General features: G+C 63.0%; 23 protein-coding genes. 3 read left to right on the forward strand and 20 right to left on the reverse strand.

Annotated features, from left to right (window positions below):
- Nucleotides 1–311 precede the first annotated feature (311 nt).
- From infC to QF629_10800, 4 genes are all read right to left on the reverse strand, one after another.
- On the reverse strand, nucleotides 312–848 hold the full coding sequence (gene infC / locus QF629_10785) for a translation initiation factor IF-3 (protein ID MDP6014013.1): 537 nt from the start codon (nucleotides 846–848) through the stop codon (nucleotides 312–314).
- Between the two features lie 107 nt (nucleotides 849–955).
- The gene (gene thrS / locus QF629_10790) at nucleotides 956–2,914 is read right to left on the reverse strand and encodes a threonine--tRNA ligase (protein MDP6014014.1); all 1,959 of its coding nucleotides are present in this window, start codon (nucleotides 2,912–2,914) and stop codon (nucleotides 956–958) included.
- 35 nt (nucleotides 2,915–2,949) lie between these two features.
- Nucleotides 2,950–3,858: a glycosyltransferase family 9 protein gene (locus QF629_10795; GenBank protein MDP6014015.1), complete on the reverse strand. Its 909-nt coding sequence runs from the start codon at nucleotides 3,856–3,858 to the stop codon at nucleotides 2,950–2,952.
- Between the two features lie 92 nt (nucleotides 3,859–3,950).
- Nucleotides 3,951–5,081, reverse strand: coding sequence for a glycosyltransferase family 4 protein (locus QF629_10800; GenBank protein ID MDP6014016.1), 1,131 nt, complete (start codon nucleotides 5,079–5,081; stop codon nucleotides 3,951–3,953).
- 124 nt (nucleotides 5,082–5,205) lie between these two features.
- Here QF629_10800 and QF629_10805 point away from each other — a divergent pair, with 124 nt between their 5' ends.
- Nucleotides 5,206–5,919, forward strand: a complete 714-nt coding sequence (locus QF629_10805) for an alpha/beta hydrolase (protein ID MDP6014017.1) — start codon at nucleotides 5,206–5,208, stop codon at nucleotides 5,917–5,919.
- 85 nt (nucleotides 5,920–6,004) lie between these two features.
- Here the strand turns inward: QF629_10805 and QF629_10810 are convergent, their stop codons facing one another.
- From QF629_10810 to hisB, 10 genes are all read right to left on the reverse strand, one after another.
- Entirely contained in the window at nucleotides 6,005–6,367 is a 363-nt protein-coding gene (locus QF629_10810; GenBank protein MDP6014018.1) for an HIT domain-containing protein, read from the reverse strand.
- Nucleotides 6,367–6,693, reverse strand: coding sequence for a phosphoribosyl-ATP diphosphatase (locus tag QF629_10815; protein MDP6014019.1), 327 nt, complete (start codon nucleotides 6,691–6,693; stop codon nucleotides 6,367–6,369). Before QF629_10815 ends, QF629_10810 begins: the two co-directional genes overlap by 1 nt.
- A complete protein-coding gene (hisI, locus tag QF629_10820; GenBank protein MDP6014020.1) occupies nucleotides 6,686–7,066 on the reverse strand; it encodes a phosphoribosyl-AMP cyclohydrolase in 381 nt (126 codons plus the stop codon). Before hisI ends, QF629_10815 begins: the two co-directional genes overlap by 8 nt.
- 338 nt (nucleotides 7,067–7,404) lie before the next feature.
- Nucleotides 7,405–8,445 (reverse strand): class I SAM-dependent methyltransferase, encoded by a 1,041-nt coding sequence (locus QF629_10825; protein ID MDP6014021.1) that lies wholly within the window; start codon nucleotides 8,443–8,445, stop codon nucleotides 7,405–7,407.
- A 170-nt stretch (nucleotides 8,446–8,615) separates the two neighbouring features.
- Entirely contained in the window at nucleotides 8,616–9,377 is a 762-nt protein-coding gene (gene hisF / locus QF629_10830; protein MDP6014022.1) for an imidazole glycerol phosphate synthase subunit HisF, read from the reverse strand.
- Complete coding sequence (gene hisA / locus QF629_10835; protein ID MDP6014023.1) at nucleotides 9,378–10,103, reverse strand: 1-(5-phosphoribosyl)-5-[(5-phosphoribosylamino)methylideneamino]imidazole-4-carboxamide isomerase; 726 nt, start codon at nucleotides 10,101–10,103, stop codon at nucleotides 9,378–9,380.
- A gap of 5 nt (nucleotides 10,104–10,108) precedes the next feature.
- On the reverse strand, nucleotides 10,109–10,624 hold the full coding sequence (locus QF629_10840; protein ID MDP6014024.1) for an N-acetyltransferase: 516 nt from the start codon (nucleotides 10,622–10,624) through the stop codon (nucleotides 10,109–10,111).
- On the reverse strand, nucleotides 10,624–11,253 hold the full coding sequence (gene hisH, locus QF629_10845; protein MDP6014025.1) for an imidazole glycerol phosphate synthase subunit HisH: 630 nt from the start codon (nucleotides 11,251–11,253) through the stop codon (nucleotides 10,624–10,626). The genes QF629_10840 and hisH overlap by 1 nt, the downstream gene beginning before the upstream one ends.
- Nucleotides 11,250–11,657 carry a DUF2628 domain-containing protein gene (locus QF629_10850; protein ID MDP6014026.1) on the reverse strand — a complete coding sequence of 136 codons (408 nt, stop codon included), beginning with the start codon at nucleotides 11,655–11,657 and terminating at the stop codon, nucleotides 11,250–11,252. The genes hisH and QF629_10850 overlap by 4 nt, the downstream gene beginning before the upstream one ends.
- Nucleotides 11,658–11,660: 3 nt before the next feature.
- The gene (gene hisB / locus QF629_10855; protein ID MDP6014027.1) at nucleotides 11,661–12,269 is read right to left on the reverse strand and encodes an imidazoleglycerol-phosphate dehydratase HisB; all 609 of its coding nucleotides are present in this window, start codon (nucleotides 12,267–12,269) and stop codon (nucleotides 11,661–11,663) included.
- Between the two features lie 100 nt (nucleotides 12,270–12,369).
- On the opposite strand from hisB, the gene hslV reads away from it, so the two are divergent.
- A complete protein-coding gene (gene hslV / locus QF629_10860; GenBank protein ID MDP6014028.1) occupies nucleotides 12,370–12,930 on the forward strand; it encodes an ATP-dependent protease subunit HslV in 561 nt (186 codons plus the stop codon).
- A complete protein-coding gene (gene hslU, locus QF629_10865; protein ID MDP6014029.1) occupies nucleotides 12,927–14,237 on the forward strand; it encodes an ATP-dependent protease ATPase subunit HslU in 1,311 nt (436 codons plus the stop codon). Before hslV ends, hslU begins: the two co-directional genes overlap by 4 nt.
- Before the next feature lie 314 nt (nucleotides 14,238–14,551).
- On the opposite strand, the gene QF629_10870 is transcribed toward hslU, so the two are convergent.
- The 6 genes from QF629_10870 to QF629_10895 are packed head-to-tail and all read right to left on the reverse strand — an operon-like array spanning nucleotide 14,552 to nucleotide 19,730.
- Complete coding sequence (locus tag QF629_10870; protein ID MDP6014030.1) at nucleotides 14,552–15,076, reverse strand: Smr/MutS family protein; 525 nt, start codon at nucleotides 15,074–15,076, stop codon at nucleotides 14,552–14,554.
- Nucleotides 15,057–15,710 carry a lactate utilization protein gene (locus tag QF629_10875; protein ID MDP6014031.1) on the reverse strand — a complete coding sequence of 218 codons (654 nt, stop codon included), beginning with the start codon at nucleotides 15,708–15,710 and terminating at the stop codon, nucleotides 15,057–15,059. Before QF629_10875 ends, QF629_10870 begins: the two co-directional genes overlap by 20 nt.
- On the reverse strand, nucleotides 15,707–17,116 hold the full coding sequence (locus QF629_10880) for a lactate utilization protein B (protein ID MDP6014032.1): 1,410 nt from the start codon (nucleotides 17,114–17,116) through the stop codon (nucleotides 15,707–15,709). Before QF629_10880 ends, QF629_10875 begins: the two co-directional genes overlap by 4 nt.
- On the reverse strand, nucleotides 17,116–17,874 hold the full coding sequence (locus tag QF629_10885) for a (Fe-S)-binding protein (protein MDP6014033.1): 759 nt from the start codon (nucleotides 17,872–17,874) through the stop codon (nucleotides 17,116–17,118). The genes QF629_10880 and QF629_10885 overlap by 1 nt, the downstream gene beginning before the upstream one ends.
- Before the next feature lie 40 nt (nucleotides 17,875–17,914).
- Nucleotides 17,915–19,072 carry a murein transglycosylase A gene (locus QF629_10890; protein MDP6014034.1) on the reverse strand — a complete coding sequence of 386 codons (1,158 nt, stop codon included), beginning with the start codon at nucleotides 19,070–19,072 and terminating at the stop codon, nucleotides 17,915–17,917.
- Nucleotides 19,062–19,730: a Tim44/TimA family putative adaptor protein gene (locus tag QF629_10895; GenBank protein MDP6014035.1), complete on the reverse strand. Its 669-nt coding sequence runs from the start codon at nucleotides 19,728–19,730 to the stop codon at nucleotides 19,062–19,064. The genes QF629_10890 and QF629_10895 overlap by 11 nt, the downstream gene beginning before the upstream one ends.
- Between the last annotated feature and the right edge of the window lie 113 nt (nucleotides 19,731–19,843).

Raw genomic sequence — 19,843 nt, forward strand, 5'->3', positions numbered from 1 at the left:
ACAGGCGGCGGTTTATAGCTGGCAGAGCGCGCCTCTGCAAGACATTCTTAAAGCACCGGCAGAGGCCCCAAACGAAGTTTGCACAAGCTTTTCAGCTTGCACGTGGCCGTCACCCATTGGCCTTGGCGGGACCTGTTCAGGCGGGGTCTTCGGATACACTTACGAGCTGCGAATTCCGACCGGTTGACCCAATCCCCAATAAGTGGTGCCAGGGCCATGTGCCGGTAAACTTTCCCAAGACCGGCCATCCCGTGTCGCCACGAGGTAGTATAAGCGACAAAGAGAGGAACGCGAAGACCGGCGTACGCTCCTTATCTCGGGGCGATCACCATGGTCATCTGGCGCCCTTCCATCTTTGGAAATTGCTCGACCTTGCCGAGTTCGTCGAGCTCGTCACGGACCCGGTCTAGCACCTGCATGCCAAGGTTTTGATAGGCCATCTCGCGGCCACGGAAGCGTAGTGTTACTTTAACCTTATCGCCTTCTCCGAGGAACTCGACGATACGGCGCATCTTGACATCGTAATCGTGGTTATCGATGCCGGGACGCATCTTGATCTCCTTGATATCTATGGTCTTCTGCTTCTTGCGCGCTTCTGCGGCGCGCTTCTGCGCATCGTACTTGTACTTGCCGTAATCGAGAATCTTGCAGACCGGCGGCGCAGCGTTTGGCGAGACCTCCACCAGGTCAAGCCCGACAGCGTCGGCGCGGGCTTGGGCGTCTCCGAGGGACAACACCCCTATCATTTCACCGGCATCGTCGACCAGGCGCACCGGGTCGGCATGAATTTGGTCGTTGGCGCGTGGCCCCTCGCGTTGCGGGGGTACGGGCGGATGGAATCTGACTATCGGCCTGCTCCTCTCGTTGTTAGCATCAAGGCACGCGCAAAACCCGGCGGCCCCTCCCTCCCAAGAGCCACGACACGACTTCGACAGCTCCGGGCAAAAACACCTCGTTAGATCTTGCCGGCCCGCGTCAGCGGATCGGCAGCTTCGCCGACAAGTATCGATTTCGCATCGTCAAGAGCAAGCACTTCCTGTTTTTTTTCGCCCAAGCGGCGGATTGAGACTGTGCGCTCGGCCGCCTCGCGGGCGCCGACGACCGCGATTACCGGTACTTTTGCGTGGCTGTGCTCGCGGACCTTGTAGTTGATTTTTTCGTTGCGCAAGTCGATCTCGCAGCGCAGGCCGGCGGTGGCGAAAGCATCGCGCACCTCGGTCGCGAAGGCGTCACCCTCGCTGGTAATGGTGGCGACCACAGTCTGGGTTGGAGCCAGCCACATGGGCAAGCGCCCGGCATAGTTCTCCACCAGAATGCCGATGAAGCGCTCGAAGGAGCCGAGGATCGCCCGGTGCAGCATGACCGGACGGTGCTTGCCACCGTCCTCACCGATATAGTTGGCGTCGAGCCTTTCCGGCAAGACGAAATCGACCTGCAGCGTGCCGCATTGCCAGTCGCGGCCGATGGCATCGCGTAGCACGAACTCGAGCTTCGGTCCGTAAAATGCGCCTTCGCCGGGGTTCGGCACGGGCTCAAGGCCCGCCACCCGGCAGGCCTCTTGCAACGCCGTCTCGGCACGATCCCAGACAGCGTCATCACCCGCGCGCACGGGCGGGCGGTCGGCAAACTTAACGGTCACGTCCTCGAAACCGAAGTCGCGATAAATATCGAGCAACAGGGTGCAGAATTCCACGGTCTCAGACGAAATCTGGTCCTCGGTGCAAAAGATGTGGGCGTCGTCCTGAACGAAGGCGCGCACTCGCATCAGCCCGTGCAGTGCGCCCGAGGGCTCGTTGCGGTAGCAGGCGCCGAACTCGGCCATGCGGAGCGGCAGGTCTCGGTAGCTCTTGATGCCCTGGCGAAAGACCTGCACATGGCAGGGGCAGTTCATGGGCTTGAGCGCCAGCACGCGGTCTTCCGACTCGGCAGTGAACATGTGTTCGCGGAATTTCTCCCAGTGGCCCGAGCGCTCCCAGAGCACGCGGTCGACGAGCTCTGGCGTGTGTACCTCAACATAGCCAGCGGCGTCGAGGCGACGGCGCATGTACTCCCGGGCGGCGCAATATAGCGTCCAGCCCTTAGGGTGCCAGAAGACGCTGCCCGCCGCTTCCTCCTGAAAGTGATAGAGATTCATCTCGCGGCCGAGCCGGCGGTGATCGCGCTTCTCGGCTTCTTCAAGGCGGTGCAGATAGGCCTTAAGCTCCTTCTCGGACGTCCAGGCCGTGCCGTAAACGCGTTGCAGCATGGTATTGCGCGAATCGCCGCGCCAATAAGCGCCGGCTAGCTTGAGTAGCTTGAATGCCTTTCCGAGCTTGCCCGTGGACGCCAAGTGTGGGCCACGGCAGAGATCAGTGAACTCGCCCTGCTTGTAGATCGTGATGAGTTCGTCATCGGGAAGTTCCTGGACTATCTGTGCCTTGTACGTCTCGCCGATCTCTTCGTAAAAGTTAATGGCGTCGTCCCGGCGCCAAACCTTACGTGCTATCGGCTCGTCGCGATCGACGATCTCGCGCATGCGCCTTTCCATGCGCTCCAGATCTTCCGGAGTAAAGGGCTCATCGCGAGCGAAATCATAATAGAAGCCGTCCTCAATCACCGGGCCGATAGTTACCTGAATATCGGGCCAAAGCTCCTTTGCAGCCTGGGCCAGCACATGCGCGGCGTCATGGCGCAACACTTCAAGCCCTTCCGCGTCCTTGGCTGTAACGATCGTCAGTTCGGCATCAGCCTCGATCTCGCGGTTGAGATCCCAGAGCGCACCGTTGACGCGCGCAACGATCGCCGCCTTGGCCAGCCCGGGCCCGATGGTGGCTGCCACTTCTCCGGCGGTAACCGGACGCGGGAAAGCCCGGACGGAGCCGTCCGGCAAAGTAATAGCGATCTCTCGGAGTGTGGATTCGGAAATTGTTGCCATCTCGGCGCGGACAATGGGTGCCGTGCGCGACCCTGTCAAGCGAGGCCAGCCAGGACTTTTTCGGGCGGCAAGTCGGCAAGCTGTGCCATTTGCAGCACGGTCACATTTTCGCCGCGGGGCGCACATAGCGAGGGATCGGAGGCGGCGCTGAAGAGGACGACAGAGCGCGTGCCGCAGGCGGCGAGGATGTGCATCGGCCCGGTGTCGTTGCCAACGGCAAGTGCGGCGCTGCGCGCGAGGGGGGCAAGTTGGTCCAGGGTGGTCGCACCACAAAGGTTTTGGATTTCGCAAGAGGCTTCGGCCGCGATGACAGCCAGGGTATCCTGCTCGGCCTCAGCACCGATCAGCACAGGCAGGGTGCCGCGCTCGGCCAGCGCCTTTGCCAGCGCCGCGTAGTGCGGCCAGCGCTTGGTCGGACGGTGGGGAGCCCCGCCGGGCACCAGCAGGGCGTAAGGCGTACTCGGCAACGAGATATCGGCATCGAGCCAGGAGAGCGACGGCAGCGGCACCTCGGCGATATCAGCCATCGCCAGTTGCTCGGCCTGCCGGTCGAGGGTGTGCATAGCATCGCGCTCAGGGTTACCATGCGGGTGCGAGCAGCCGGCCGCAATGCCCGACCATTCGGGCCGCACACCGCGGGCAAACAGACGGAAATAGAGGCTGGAGCGGTCCGAGGTCTGCAGGTCGTAGACCCGCTCAAAGTCGGCCGCCACCAATCGCCGCCGCATGGCGAGCCAGACGCCTGGCCGCATCCAGCCGGGGCGTTCGTCCAACCATACCCGGTCGAACCAACCACAGGCCTCGCCCCAGCCCGCGAAGGCAGAAACGGTGAGCAACGTGATCTCGGCCCCAGGATGATACGCGCGGATGGCAGCGAACGGCCCCGTCGCCAGCACCCAGTCGCCGAGCGCGCCAAGCTTGATGACGAGGATCCTCTCAGCCATGTTTTAGCGCCGCACTTAATTAGTAGCAGTTACTGTTTGCTGACACAGGCGGCTCCTCGGCGGCATGAAACGAAATTAATAACTGTCACCAATTAAATTTCCAACAACTCATGATAGACGGCTAGCGTCATGGCGCACATTTTCTCGGCCGTAAAGCGCGCCCGGACGCGAGCGATCCCGGCGGCACCCATGGCTGCCCGGGCCGCCTCGGGCATGGCGAGACACCGCTCAAGCGCTGTCGCTAGGGCTGTAGCATCGCCCGGCGGCACCAACCAGCCGGTCTCGCCATCTGCCACGGACTCGAGCGAGCCACCATGGGCCGTAGCGATTACCGGGCGGCCTACAGCTTGGCCCTCAATGGCAACGCGGCCGAAGGCTTCCGGATCGATTGAGGCCGAGACCACCACGTCAGCAGCGAGGCAAGCTGCTGCCATATCGCTCACGTCGCCGGGTATGACCACACTGTCTGCAAGCCCCGCTACCGCAATCTGCTCACGTAGCCGCGCCACATAGCGCCCGCGGCCCTGCGCATCGCCAGCTAGCACAATGCGCATGGGTTGTTTGGCCAGTCGAGCCGCCTCGATCAGCACTGTCTGGCCTTTCCAGCCCGTCAACCGGCCCGGCAGCAGGACCACTGGGGCATCGTCCGCACCCCAGGTTTGGCGCAGGGCGGTGACGCGCTCGGGCGCCACCTTGGCCGCATCAAACACGGACAGATCGACGCCGCGGGGAATCACGCAGATGCGCTCCGGCGGCGTGCCATAGATTTTCTGCATGTGGCGTGCGATGTGCTCGGAGATAGCGATGACCCGGTCGCCCTTGGTCATAACAATATTGTAACGACGCTTGAAAGCGTTGGCATGGCCGTAGGTGCCGTGGAAGGTGGTAACGAAGGGGACGCCAGCACCATGTGCCGCCATGAGCGCGCTCCAGGCCGGTGCACGGCTGCGCGCATGAACCAGGTCGATGTGGCGCTGGCGGATCAGGGCTTCGAGCCGACGAGCATTGGCGGCGATAGCAAAAGGGTTCTTGCTGTCGAGCGGCAAGGCGATGTGCTCGGCGCCTGCGGCCTCGAGCGCATCAACACCAGGACCCCCCGCGGAGGCGACCAGCGCCTGCCAACGGGCCGCGATCTGCGCTGCCGCCACCTCGATGGTCCCGCGCGGCACGCCACCGGCGCCCATCGCCGGCAGCACTTGCAGTACGCATCGCCCTCCAGCCATCGCCTCTGCCCTTGACCTGCGCGCAACCGCGCGCTTTCCTCAACACCATAGATAGCCCGCATGGGGAGCTACGACCATAACCGATCCTGAGCCAGATCAACTGAAGCGCCCGGATAGCCACTTCGTGGCCTATCACCGAAGCCCTGGCAACGGACCGATGGTGATCTTCTGTGGCGGCTTCATGTCGGACATGACAGGCACCAAGGCGCAGGCGCTGGGGGCCTTTTGCCGCGAGCGCGGCCAGGGCTACGTGCGCTTCGACTATCATGGCCACGGGCAATCCTCGGGCGCGTTCGCCGACGGCACCATCGGGCGCTGGGTCGACGATGCACTGGCTGTCATCGACATGCTTAACGACGCACCGGTGCTGCTGGTTGGCTCCAGCATGGGCGGCTGGATAATGCTGCTGGCGGCGCTTGCCCGGCGTCAACGCGTCGCCGGGCTGGTCGGCATCGCTGCCGCACCCGACTTCACACGGCGCATGGTGGAAGAGGAATTCGACGACGAGCAGCGCCTGGCATTATTGCATAAGGGCAGGGTGGAAATGCCGTCTGAGTACGATGACGGACCCTACATCATCACACAGGCGCTGATCGACGACGGTAATGCCCGCTGCCTACTTCACGGGCCGATCGCGCTGGAAATTCCAGTGCGCCTCCTGCACGGTATGCAGGACACGGCGGTGCCCTGGCAGACCGCGCTTACCATCGCCGAGGCACTGGAAAGCGAGCGCGTCGCCGTGACGCTCGTCAAGGCGGGCGATCACCGCCTCAGCGAACCTGGCGATATCACCCGCCTTTGTGCGGCGGTGACGGAAGTCAGCGAGTTGATTGACTAAAGTCGCGGTGGCGGACTGCCCCTTTTTACGATGGTGAGCAACCGGCAATACCGTCAAGGGTGCAGCCAGATAGTGCGTTCTCCTCTTACGAGCTGCGCCGCATGCCGCCGAGTTGGCGGCCGCCCATGACATGGAAATGCAGGTGTGGAACTTCCTGGCCACCGTGCTCGCCGCAATTGCTGACCACCCGGTAACCGCCTTCGGCGATGTCGTGCTGGTCCACGATGGCCTTGATGGCCGCGAACACCGCCGCTGCCTCGGCCGGACTTGCCTCTTTGGTGAACGCGGTCATGTCCGCATAGCGACCCTTGGGCACCACCAGCACATGCACCGGTGTCAGATGCGCAACGTCGTGGAAGGCGAGCACGTGCTCGTCCTCATAGACCTTATCTGCCGGGATTTCGTTCCTCAGAATGCGTGCGAAAATATTGCTGTCGTCATAGGCCATCAGGGCTCTCTGCTCTCTTTCTCGGTGATACCAGAAACGCCTTCGCGCCGCGCCAGCTCTTCGAGCACGTCGTCCGGCGCGATCCCAGCATCAGCCCACAGAATCATCAGGTGAAAGAGCAAATCGGCACTTTCCGCCACCACCGCCTCACGGTCGCTGGAGACTGCGGCAATAGCGCATTCAACCGCCTCCTCGCCGACCTTCTGAGCTATCTTGGTCCTGCCCTGGCCGAAGCGCTTGGCGACATAGGAGGTCTCAGGATCGCCGCCCTTGCGCGCTTTAATCACCTCTTGCAGGCGCGCGAGAATGTCCGCCGCGTCAGCCATAGAGCGTCTCCGGCGGCACCAGCACCGGCGTGATCTCTGCGGCGCCGTTGTCAAGCGCGGTGAAAAAGCAGCTGCGCCGGCCGGTATGGCAGGCGACGCCGGTCTGGTCGACCAAGGCCAGTAGTGCATCGCCATCGCAGTCGACCCTAAGCGAGATTAGCCGCTGGATATGACCCGAGCTCTCGCCCTTGCGCCACAGGGCGCCACGACTCCGCGACCAATAGCAAATACGCCCCGTCGCCAGCGTCTCGGCCACTGCCTCGCGCGTCATCCAGGCGAGCATCAGCACCTCGCCCGTGTCGTGCTGCTGCGCGATCACCGAAACCAAACCGTCGTCATTGAAAGCGATGCGGTCGAGTATGCTGTTGTCCATACGAGGCTGGCTAACAGATTTATCTGCGGGTGTCATCTCCAGGCGAGGATGGCGAAGACGCGGTCAGCCCCGAGACCGGGTTGGTCGGGAAGCGGTTCGCAAGCAAGCGCGTGTGGTCGGCATCAAGGCACGCCACTTGCTCGGGTGACAGCCTGGTGCTGATACCGGCCCTGGCGCACGCACCCGGCCGCGCCATGCTTTGTGGGGGCTGGTCTACGTCGTAAGAAAAGGTCTCCAGCAACGTGTTCGGAAAAGTACACCAGAGGCCTATTAGACCAGACGGATTCGCACCTTACCCGAGAGGCAACAATACGCGGACTTGGGCAAAGACATCTTCCTTATTTTTTTACCGCCAACACCGTGAAGCCTTCGCCGATGATACTGCGCTGGATGTTGGCGCTGAAGCCCGCCGTTTGTAGCAAAGTTTCCTGCTCCTCGCGGGTAGGCACGATGTTGCCCCAGGTGAGCTCTTCAAAGCCGGTCTGCACGGGGAAAAGGAAGTCCTTCTCGCGGGCTTCGGCAAGCGTCGTCGGATAGGTCTCGTCGATAATCATCAGCCAGCCACCCGGCCCAAGCGCACGATAGCAGGCGTTGATGACACTTTGGCGCATGGGTTGCCCGATCTCGTGAAGCACCTCGACCATGACCACCGCATCAGCCGCACCTTCCAGCACGGCTGTGGCGACATTGCCTTCGATTAGCTGCACGCGATCGTCCAAACCGGCGGTGGTAATAGCCTCGCGCGCGGCCTTCATGCCAGTGGGGTCGATATCGACACCGACGCATTTAGCCTCGGGGAATGCCTTAGTGATCTGCAACAGATGGCGGCCCATGCCGCAGCCGACTTCGAGCACGGTCCCACCCGCGTCAAGCCGGTCCTTGAGACCGTCTAGCTCAGGCAACAGTTTGCGCGTGCTAAGCACCTGCAAACCAGTAGTCGAGTCCGCAACGGCCATGCCGAAGGCCTCGCTGCGGCCCTGAAAGGGTACCGTCGCGCCATCGCGGAAGGCCTTGAGGCAGAAGCGGTGGTCCTCTGTCGCGTGATCGGTGCCGAGGCGCACATAGGCGCCGAGATAGCGCGGGTGCCCAGGCTTGGCGAGAATCTGGTCCATGTGAGGGCCAAGGCGCCAATTGCGCGTCTCATTGTCGGCCTCGAGCAGCCCGAAGGAATAGGCCGTGACGGACCAAGTCTCGACATAAGGCACATGCAGAGAAAGCCGCTCGGCCAGCGCCCCGGACGAGATACCCGGCTCCGCCTCGATCGCCTCGAACAGCCCCAGGCGGACGCCGATATCGATCAGATGCATGGCATTGAAACCACGCCGCCATTCAAAAATTCTGGCGACTTGATCATCCGGTGTTGGTGTTTCTTGCGACATGGCCGTTTCTCCCTTCTTTATGCAGTCGGCCACATTTCGAAATGTGGTCTACACCATAAGTCGATGGTTGCCACAGACTAAGCAATTACCCGTCTTTGTCCGTCCATATGCTCGTCGCATTTGATTCTTGGTAGGAATGAGCCGTCACTTCTAAGCTCATCAAAACGAGCTCACACCTCTCTCACCGCCACGCCGCCATTGGCCATATGCGCCTTAGCCTCGGCTATCGAATATTCGCCGAAATGGAAGATCGACGCTGCCAGCACGGCGCTGGCGTGACCTTCAGTGACACCTTCGATGAGGTGGTCGAGAGTGCCGACGCCGCCCGAGGCGATAGTCGGCACGGGTACAGCATCGGCGATTGCGCGGGTCAGGCGCACGTCGAAACCCATGCGGGTGCCGTCGCGATCCATCGAGGTAAGCAGGATCTCACCAGCGCCGAGATCGACCATCCGGCTGGCCCATTCCACCGCGTCGATACCAGTGGCATTACGTCCGCCATGGGTGAAGACCTCGAAGCCGTCGCCCCGGCCTTTGGCATCGATGGCGACGGTGATGCATTGCGAGCCAAACTTAGTCGCAGCTTCCGCCACCAGCTCAGGTCGGTTGACCGCAGCCGTATTGATAGAGACTTTGTCAGCACCCGCGAGCAACAGGCGGCGCACGTCGTCGACCGCGCGCACCCCACCGCCGACCGTGAGCGGCATGAAGCACTGCTCAGCGGTGCGCGCGACCACGTCGAGAATAATATTCCGATTGTCAGAGGAGGCGGTAATATCGAGAAAGCAAAGCTCGTCGGCACCCGCCGCGTCATAGAGACGCGCTTGTTCGACTGGATCACCGGCATCGACCAGATCGACGAAGTTGACCCCCTTAACCACCCGCCCGTCTTTGACGTCAAGGCAGGGAATGATGCGCACTTTTAACATTATTTAGCGTGCTAAGAACGTTAGCGCATCGCGCGGAGATAGGCGGCCATCATACAGCGCACGACCGGAAATTACACCCTCGATACCGGTTGCTGCGACTGTCTTTAGCACCTCGAGATCGGCCAGCGAGGTGATGCCGCCAGACGCGATCACCGGTGTCGTCACAGCTTGTGCCAACGCTACAGTGGCCTCCACGTTCATACCACTCATAGCACCATCGCGCTCGATGTCCGTATAGATGATGGCGGCAGCGCCCGCGTCCTCGAAAACAAGTGCCAGATCACGAGCACTGGTCTCAGTCACCTCGACCCAGCCATCTACCGCGACCATGCCCCCGCGGGCGTCGATACCAACCGCGATTTGGTCAGGGAACAACCGGCAGGCCTCGCGCACCAGGGTCGGATCGCGCTGGGCCACGGTGCCGAGGATGACCCGTGTCACACCCGCCTCAAGCCAATGCTCGATCGCCCTGAGGTCGCGAATACCGCCGCCGAGCTGTATCTTGAGACCGCCCACGGCGATAATGTCGGAAACCACCTCGCTATTGATCGGACGGCCGGCGAAGGCGCCGTTCAGGTCCACCACGTGCAGCCAACGAAAACCCATGGCGGCGAAGGCGCGAGCCTGGCCCGGGGGGTCATCGGAGAACACCGTAGCGCGGTCCATGTCCCCCTGGACGAGACGCACGCAAGCACCGTCTTTGAGATCGATCGCCGGGTACAGCGTCAGCGCCATCAGAGATTCTTGATATAGAACGCGCCGGCGATCATCTCGCCATCGACCTCGTGGTAGCGGTCGAGCACGCCCCAGCGTTCGTAGCCGCATGATTCGTAGAGCTTGATCGCGCGCTCCTGGATCACGCGCACGTCAAGTCGCATGACGCGGAAGCCTGCATCGCACGCCGCGGTCTCCGCCGCCTCCAGCAGTAGTCGGGCAAGGCCGTGACCGCGCGCCCAGGGGGCCACGAAATGAGTGTCGATATGCGTCGCGAAATGCCCTGCCTCAAAATTCGCTGACGGTTTAATGAGCTGCACCGAGCCCGCCACCGAGCCATCCACATGGCCGAGCAACAGCACGCGCTCGGGCACCAGGATGACACCGCGCCAATAGGCCTCCAGGCTCTGCCGCGGCGGCGGCGTGACCCAGCCGAAGCCGATACCGCCCTCGATCGCCGCAACCGTGGCGGCGCAGAGGTCCGCCAGCTCGCCGCGGGCGAAGCGCTCCACCTCGCTGACGGATAACTCCGCCATCACGGCCTCCAAGCGAGAAAGTTTGAGATCACGGCAAGCCCAACCTGCTGACTCTTCTCAGGGTGGAATTGGGTGCCGACCATATTATCACGTCCGATCGCCGCCGTCACGGCACCGCCATGTTCGACTGTCGCCAAGCGTTCCTCACCGTCGACAACATCGAGTGCATAGCTATGCACAAAATAGCAGTGAGCACCCGGGTCGATGCCAGTGAAGACCGGATGCTCATGTTCTACTGTCAACGCGTTCCAGCCCATATGCGGCACCTTGATTGCCGCATCGTCTGGCTCGAGATGCGCCACCTCACCATCAATCCAGCCGAAGCCGTCATGGCTGCCGTGCTCGAGCCCACGGCGCGCCATCAGCTGCATACCGACACAAATGCCGAAGAAGGGCTTGCCCGCCTCACACACTCCCTCTTCCAGGACATCACGCATGCCGGGCACCGCCTCGATCCCCGCCAAGCAGTCGGCAAAGGCGCCGACGCCAGGCAGCACAATGCGGTCGGCCACAGCAACCTCGTCGGCATTTGCCGTGACCACGATACGCTCGCCGTTCGCGGCGTGCTCGAAAGCCTTGGCCGCAGAGCGCAGGTTCCCCGAACCATAATCTATGATCGCGACGGTCATGATCCTAACACCATCTGCGGTGCAGGTCGGCGCTGGAAGACGGCGTCTAAGAACCGGCGGTCTGCCTCGGTTTGGTCGCGGCCCGAGGCCAACCCCACCATCACCCAGCCACTACGTTCATATTTTTCGCGCCGCCAATCATTGCCACTACAGCCAGCATACACGTTAAGCAACAAGAGCGCCGTAGCACCAACTTCCAGCGGCAGCCAGCCCTCGCCGACAGCGGCCTGGATCACCAAGTGTCCCGCCGCCAGCGCCAACGCAGCCAGCCACAGCCTGTAATAGACCGCCCACAGTGCACCGAATAAGAAGCCGCCCCAGGCAAAGCCCTCGCGCAGTGCGAGCGCCTCACCCGGCGATGTTTTACCGGCCTTCATGTGATAAGTGTAAAGGCGTGTGGCCATGGCTTAGCCGTGGGATGCACCCGAACCCAATACCCCCTTCGTCGAGGGCACCTTGGCCGCCGCCCGCTCATCAATCTCGACGGCCGCGCGCAAAGCCCGCGCAAGGCCCTTGAAGCAGGATTCGGCAATGTGGTGGCTGTTCTCACCGTAGAGGTTCTCCACGTGCAGCGTGGCGCCAGCAGCCTGGGCGAAGGCTTGGAACCACTCCTTGAACAACTCGGTGTCCACCTCGCCGACTTTGGGCCGCGGCAGTACGACTCGCCAGACCAAGTAGGGCCGCTGGCTGAGATCAATGGCAACACGCGTCAGGGTCTCGTCCATCGGCACCATAGCCTCACCCCAGCGGCGGATGCCGACGCGGTCGCCAAGCGCCTCTGCCACGGCAGCCCCAATGACGATGCCGGTGTCCTCGGTGGTGTGGTGCTGGTCGGTGTGCAAATCGCCTTCAGCCTTAACTTCCAGATCGATCAGACTGTGGCGCGAAAGCTGCTCCAGCATATGATCGAGGAAACCGATTCCGGTCGCCACCTCATAACGGCCTGAGCCGTCGAGATTGAGCGTTACTTGAACCTTGGTCTCGCGCGTCGCGCGCTCAAGCGTCGCCTTTCGCATCAGGGCCTCCTGAGTTGTCGCGCCGCCCTTGTATCAGGAACCGCCACTTGACCCAAGCCGCAGGACAGCCAATCTAAGGGCTTTCCAGGAAAGGCTCTCAATGACATCCACAGATGATGGCCTTTGGCACGGCACCACCATCCTGTCGGTGCGCAAAGGTGATACCGTGGTCATCGCTGGCGACGGCCAGGTGACCTTCGGCCAGACCGTGATCAAAGCCAATGCGCGCAAGGTGCGCCGCCTCGGCGATGGCGCCATCGTGGCCGGTTTCGCCGGCGCAACAGCAGACGCTTTCACGCTCTTCGAACGCCTCGAAGGCCGCCTGGAGCAGTATCCCGACCAGCTCACCCGCGCCTGTGTGGAGTTGGCCAAGGACTGGCGCACGGACCGCTATTTGCGCCGCCTCGAAGCCATGCTGGCGGTGGCCGATGCCGAGATCTCGCTGGTGCTCACAGGGACGGGTGACGTGCTGGAGCCGGCAGACGGCCTCATCGGCATCGGCTCTGGCGGACCTTTCGCGCTTGCCGCCGCGCGCGCCCTAATCGATATCGATGGTCTCGACGCCGAGACCATCGCCCGCAAGGCCATGGGTATCGCCGCCGATATCTGCGTTTACACCAACACCGAAGTCGTCGTCGAAAGCCTCGGAGAAAGTGCATGACCGAATTCAGCCCGCGCGAGATCGTCTCCGAACTCGACCGTTTCATCGTCGGTCAGAACGACGCCAAGCGCTCGGTCGCCATCGCGCTGCGCAACCGCTGGCGACGCATGCAGCTCGATGACGACCTGCGCGAAGAAGTGCTACCCAAGAATATCCTCATGATCGGCCCCACCGGCGTCGGCAAGACTGAGATCGCGCGCCGGCTGGCGCGCCTCGCCCAGGCGCCCTTCGTCAAAGTCGAGGCGACCAAGTTCACGGAAGTTGGCTATGTCGGGCGAGATGTGGAATCTATTGTCCGCGACCTCGTCGAACTCTCGCTCGCCATGACCCGCGAGCGTCACCGTGCCGCGGTGTGCGCACGCGCCGAAGCGACGGCAGAGGAGCGCGTACTCGACGCGGTCTGCGGCGAGAAGGCGAGCGCCGAGACACGCCAGAAGTTCCGCAAGATGCTGCGCGAGGGCACGCTCGCCGAGCGTGAAATCGACGTCGAGGTGCAGGAGGCCGGCATTCCCGGCATGCCGACCTTCGACATTCCCGGCATGCCTGGCGCCAGCATGGGGATGATCAACATCAACGAGATGCTCGGCAAAGCCATGGGCGGACGCACCAAGACCCGGCGTATGCGCATCGATGAGAGCTACGAGGTGTTGATGGCGGAGGAGAGCGACCGTCTGCTCGACGAGGAGCGCGTGGTGCGCGAGGCCATCACTGCGGTCGAGCAAAACGGCATCGTCTTTCTCGACGAGATAGATAAGATCTGCGCCCGCACCGAGAAGATGGGCGCCGATGTCAGCCGCGAGGGTGTGCAGCGCGATCTGCTGCCGCTAATTGAAGGCACTGTGGTGGCGACCAAGCACGGCCAAGTGCACACCGATCATATTCTGTTCATAGCCTCCGGCGCCTTCCACCTGGCCAAGCCCGCGGACCTGCTGCCCGAGCTCCAGGGCCGCCTTCCCATCCGAGTCTCGCTCGATCCCCTCGACAAGGACGATCTCGTGCGCATTCTACGCGAGCCCGAGAACAGCCTGATCCGGCAATATACCGCCTTGCTCGGCACCGAGGAGGTCACCCTCGACTTCACCGACGACGGCATCGAAACCATCGCTAGCCTCGCCGCAGAGGTCAACAGCGGGGTGGAGAACATCGGTGCCCGCCGGCTGCACACGGTGATGGAGCGCCTTCTGGAAGAGATTAGCTTCAGCGCTACCGACAAGCCCAGCACCAGCATCACCATCGACGCAGCCTTCGTCGAAGAGAACATCGGCGACCTGGTACGCAACGCGGATTTGACCAAGTTCATTCTGTGAGCGAACGATATCGCCCTGTCGGGCAGTCCGCGCGTGCCAGCAATTACCGTTCCGCAGCAGCTCCTCGGCTTGTGCCCGGCCCCGGTCGGCATACATTTTTCTCTACCAACTCGCCCGTGATCACTCCTTGTGGGGGCTCTGTCACCGCGTGGTATTCCGAGACCGAAGCTACCTCTGTGATTGCGGCCGGCATCATTTAAGAGGTCGCCTTTCAGGCCAGCGTTGACGAACCCGCAATCCGTTCGGAAATAAGCATCTAGATCCGCTCCTTTATCTGAGTCGGATATGGTTCGCCCTAATCCTCCGCGTCCTTACTACCACGCCTTCCTTAGCAGAACATAGAATGCCCCGCCGCCGCCGTCGCGGGGTTGTGCTTGCTCGATGGCGAGAATACGGCCGGCATTGGGGGCTTCGGCCAGCCAACGCGGCAGCGCCTGGCGCAGCACGCCTTCGCCGTGCCCGCCCTTGCCGGTGATGATCAGCAGACAGCGGCGGCCGGCCGATTGCTGGCTGGCAATAAAGATATTCAGTGCGTGATGGGCTTCGCTCTGGGTGTGGCCGTGCAGGTCCAGCCGCGCCTCGATCGCGGTCTGACCGCGGCGCAGGCGCTGAGCGCTGCGCTTGTCAAGCCCAGCCGTGCGGCCCGGCTGCACCGGTGGCAGCTGGCTCACCGGGCGTGCCGGGCGACCACCTTTTGCTGCCGGCGCTGGCTCATCCTCGTTGTTGCCATCGCGGCCTGGTAAGCGTATGTCGCCGCGCGTGACGCGGCGCCACAGCGCTAGGTCCTCAGGGCTCAGCCCCGGCGGGGGCCCGGCCCGCTCACGCCGCCTCTGGCTCATCGACGATCACGATGTGGACGCGGCGCGGGCCGTGGGCGCCGAGCTCGATTTTTAAGGCGATGTCGCCGGTGCGCGAGGGCCCGCTGATCAGGCTGACAGCGCGCGGCAGGTCGCCGGTGACCCGCAGCCGCGCCATGGCATCATCGAGAGTGCCCTCGATGCGGCTCGCACGCAGCACCACCACAGCTGTCTCAGGCACGAAGCTTGCCATGTGCGGGTTATCGGCATTAGCGGTCATGACCAGGCTGCCGGTCTCAGCGATGCCGGCCGCGGCTTGGGCCAGACAGACCTGATCGGCGATGCCCGGCGTACCGCGAGTGATCTCCAGCATCGCCTGGGTGTTCCAGGGCACGGTGTCGAAGTCCGTATCCGCCGTCGCCATAATCGCCGCCGGTAGGTTCTGGCCTGCCAGATAATTAGAGACGGCCGCCGGCAGCGCCGCCATATCAGGGATACGCACGACTGTTGCGGCGACGGCCTCGGCCTGCTTGGTAAACAGCACAAGGCGCGCCTCACCCTCGACCTGGCCGCGGGCGGGGATCGGAGCAGGCACCGGGCGCGGGCCGCGGTCGGTACCGGGTTTGCGCCCGATGCCGGCCCGTACCTTGGCGAGAATATCGTCGCGAGCGCTCATTTGCGACCCTTCCACTGGCTCTGAAAAGAGCGGCGCGCCGGTGCCGGCATGTCACGCACCGAGGTCCAGGCGCCAGCCAGCGGCAGCCGGCGGATGCGGCCGTCACGAGCCAGCAAGCGCATGCCGTGCACGGCAATGGCGGTTGCCCAGCGATAAAGCACCGGACGCTGCGCCAGCCAACGCCAAAAGGCAAGACCAAAGCGTTGGCGGAGTGGTTGTATCTTGCTTTCGAACTCCTGGCGCCGCCATTCCCGCATTAACTTGGGCAGGGGAATGCGCATGGGACAGACGGATTCGCAGCGACCGCAAAAGGTCGATGCATTGGGCAGGTGGCGGGCACGCTCGATGCCGACCAGAGCCGGGGTCAGCACGGCGCCGATGGGACCGGGATAGACCCAGCCATAGGCATGGCCGCCGACGGCGCCGTAGACCGGACAGTGGTTCATGCAGGCGCCACAGCGCACGCAACGCAACGCCTCCTGGAAGGGCGTGCCGAGCCAACCCGTACGGCCGTTGTCGAGGATCACCACGTGGCAGGACTCGGGGCCCCCTTCCGCGTCTGTGCGCCGCGGGCCTGTCGACAACGTGGTGTAGGCCGCCATCTCCTGACCCGTGGCCGAGCGCGCCAAAAGGCGCAGCACGGTAGCGAGGTCGTTGAGGGTCGGGATGACCTTGTCGATAGTCGCGAGCACGATATGCATCTTGGCGAGCCCCTGGCTGAGGTCGCCGTTGCCTTCATTGGTGACGATCACCGAGGAGCCAGTCTCGGCGATGAGAAAATTAGCGCCAGTCAAGCCCACATCGGCCTCGAAATAGCGTTCGCGCAGAACCTGGCGCGCCTCGCCCACCATATCAGAAATCTCGACCAGCCGGCGGGCGGGATCGAGCGCGGCGTGGCTGTCGCGGAAAAGGTCGGCAACCTGCTCCTTGGTCTTGTGGATAGCCGGGCCGATGACGTGGCTCGGCGGCTCGTCTGCGAGCTGCAATATGTATTCGCCAAGATCGGTCTCAATGACCTCGATGCCTTCATCCTCTAGGAAGGGATTGAGCGCAATCTCCTCCGAGATCATGGTCTTACTCTTGGCCATGAGCTTGGCATCGACCGAGCGGCAGAGCCCCAGAATGATGCGCCGTGCCTCCTCACCGTCACGCGCCCAGTGCACGATGGCACCCTGTTCGGTTGCCTTAACCTCCCACGCTTCAAGGTAATGGTCGAGGTTCTCGAGTGTGTGGTTGCGGATATCACGACCGGCGTTGCGCAGGGCCCCAAACTCGGGCAGGCGTTCCACCGCAGTGGCACGCGCGTCGCCGAAGTTGGTGCGCAGCAGGCCAAGCGCTTCCTGTAGCTGGTCATCGTGCAGCGCCTTGTGAGCGATCTCCTTGAAAGCGGACGAGTTGACCTGCATCATCCGCGTCCTATAGCCGGACCGCTCTCGCCCGCCAGGACCTCTGCAACATGGCGCACCTCGACGTCGCTGTTCTCGCGCGAGAGCTTACCGGCCATGTTAAGCAAGCAGCCGAGATCGCCCGCGAGCAGAGTCTGCGCACCGCTAGCTGCGACGGCTTCCGTCTTCTGGCCGACAATCTTGCCCGAGACTTCAGGATATTTGACGCAGAACGTGCCGCCGAAGCCACAGCATTCTTCCGCTCCCTCCAGCTCACTCAGACTGAGGCCCACGACCGAGCCAAGCAATTTCCGCGGCTGCTCCTTAACGCCGAGCTCGCGCAGGCCTGAACAAGAATCATGATAGGTGACCGTGCCCTGATGACTAGCGTCGACCGCCTCAACACCGCGGCAATTGACCAGAAACGAGACCAGCTCCCAGGTCTTCTCGGCGAGCAACTCGGCGCGCGCTGACCAGACGGGATCGCTCGCCAGCAACTCGGGAAAATAAACTTTGATTTGAGCCGCGCAGGAGCCCGACGGCGCCACTACACAATCGAAGTTCTCGAAGGTGGCTATGACATCACGGGCAATGTTCGCCGCGCCCTTGAAGTCGCCCGAATTGAAGGCCGGTTGGCCGCAACAGGTCTGGTTCTCAGGCACATACACGCGACAGCCCGCCGTCTCCAGCAACTTGACGGCAGCAAAGCCGACACCGGGTCGGAACAGATCGACCAGGCAGGTCACGAAGAGGCCGACATCGACCGCGTCGCGGTTCATAACGATGGTTCCTTACCAGGTAACTCGGGTGAGGCGGAACCTAGCGCCGCGCGGACTCGACGTCCAGCCCGCGTGGGAGCAGCAGATATGCGTGGCCCGCGCTCTTCATGCGCCCGGCGATATCAGCAGCCGCATCGCCATGACCCCAATAGACGTCGCCACGCACCGGACCGCGGATGGCACCACCGGTGTCCTGGGCAATCATCAGGGACTGCAACGGCGCCCCATCTGGTGTGGTGGTATCGAGCCAGACCGGCGTCGACAGCGGCACGAAGCGGCGATCGACGGCCAGACTGCGGCCGGCGGTCAGCATCGCACCTTGAGCGCCGACCGGGCCATCGCCGTCGAGCACGTCAAAGAAGACATAAGACGCGTTCTCGTTCATCAGCGCCTGAGCCCCGGTGGGATTAGCGTCGAGCCAAGCGCGGATCGTCTGCATCGACATGGCCTCGCGCGTCACCTCGCCACGGGCGATCAGCAGGCGGCCGACGGCAGTGTAAGGATGGCCGTTCTGGGCTGCATAGCCAACGCGCAACATGCGCCCGTCGTCAAGCGCGATGCGGCCCGAGCCCTGGATATGCAGAAAGAAGGCGTCCACGGGATCGTCCACCCAGACGATCTCCAAGTCACGTGCATTGAGAGCGCCAGCGGCGATCGCAGCACGATCGGCGTAAGGCTTGAGGCGACCATCGACGACTTGCCCGGCAATGCGCTCGCCTACCAGCTCTTTGCGAAAATCACCCAGGTTGACCATGACCAGCTCTCCGGGTCGCCGGTGTAACGGTGTCGCGTAGCGTTCGCTTCGCGTCAGTGAGCCGTTGAGTGAGGCCTCGTAGTAACCCGTATACAAACCCTTGCGTTTCTTGCCGTCGGCGGCGGCATACGGGCGAAACCAGTGTTCAAAGAACACGCGCCCGTCCGCCGGGCCGGCCGCCAGCGCGGTACACATCGGCCGCCAGTCGGCGACCTGGCCAGCAATACCCATGGTGCGCTCGTCAGGCAGGCTCGCCAGCCGATCACAGGAGCGCGCCAAAGCGCCGAGCGCCTGGCCCTGGTCGTCAGAGCCCCAGCCGGGGAGTGCGGCGAAGGAAACGCGGGTGAGCTGTAACGAAGGCTCGGCAAGCGGCAGCTTGTCCTTGAGCGTGCAGGCGGCAAGCAGCGCCGCCAGAACCAATGCCGCGAGACGCTCAGTCCTCACTGTCGGTGTCGATGAGCTGCCAGTTTGGATCGCTCGAGCGGGTGTCGCGCACGAAGGTCCAGATGTCGGTAATCTTCGCTACTGTCACCGCATCGCCGTCTATCACACCGCCCTCACTGTCGCGCAGCACGTTGACCTGCTCGGTCAGAAACTTGACCGTCAGCTGTGCCTTGCGGCCAGCCATCTCAGCGCCAACAATATCAGCCAAGATAAAGGAAACCAGTGTGGTCTCGAGGCTCTCGCCGGCCTTCTCGCGACGATCAATCTCGTCAGCAAAACCTTCGTAGACCGATCCAGCCAGCAGCGCCTTAAGGCTGTGTTTGTCGCCGCTGGCGTACGCTTCCAGTATTGTTTCAAAAGCGTAGCGCGCCCCGTCGAGAAACTGGCCCTCGCTGAAGCCAGGATCGGCGATCTTGATCTGGGTCATACCGGCCGGCCCGCGGCGCGGCGGCGGCGGCGGTGCACCCTCCTCTTCGAGCGTCTCGTCGCGCTGTCCGTTGCGATCGGGAAGCGGTATCACTTCGCCGGCATCACGGCGGTGATGCTCAGGCGGCGGATGGTGGCCGGTGCGCCGGCCCAGCACGCGATGCAGACGCAGCACCAGGAACGCCGCAATCATCGCGAAGATAAATAGGTCGAAAAACTGTAGTCCCTGCATGCCATACCTGGCTTCGCCACCGTCGCCATGCGCGAAATACGCCTCCCTTAAGGCGCTATCGGCCAGCGCAGCTTGACTGTAGTCTTTCCGCCGCCGTCGGTCCAGCCACTGGC

The sequence above is a fragment of the Alphaproteobacteria bacterium genome, from assembly GCA_030739735.1.
In the GTDB taxonomy this organism is placed as follows: Bacteria; Pseudomonadota; Alphaproteobacteria; order UBA7887; family UBA7887; genus UBA7887.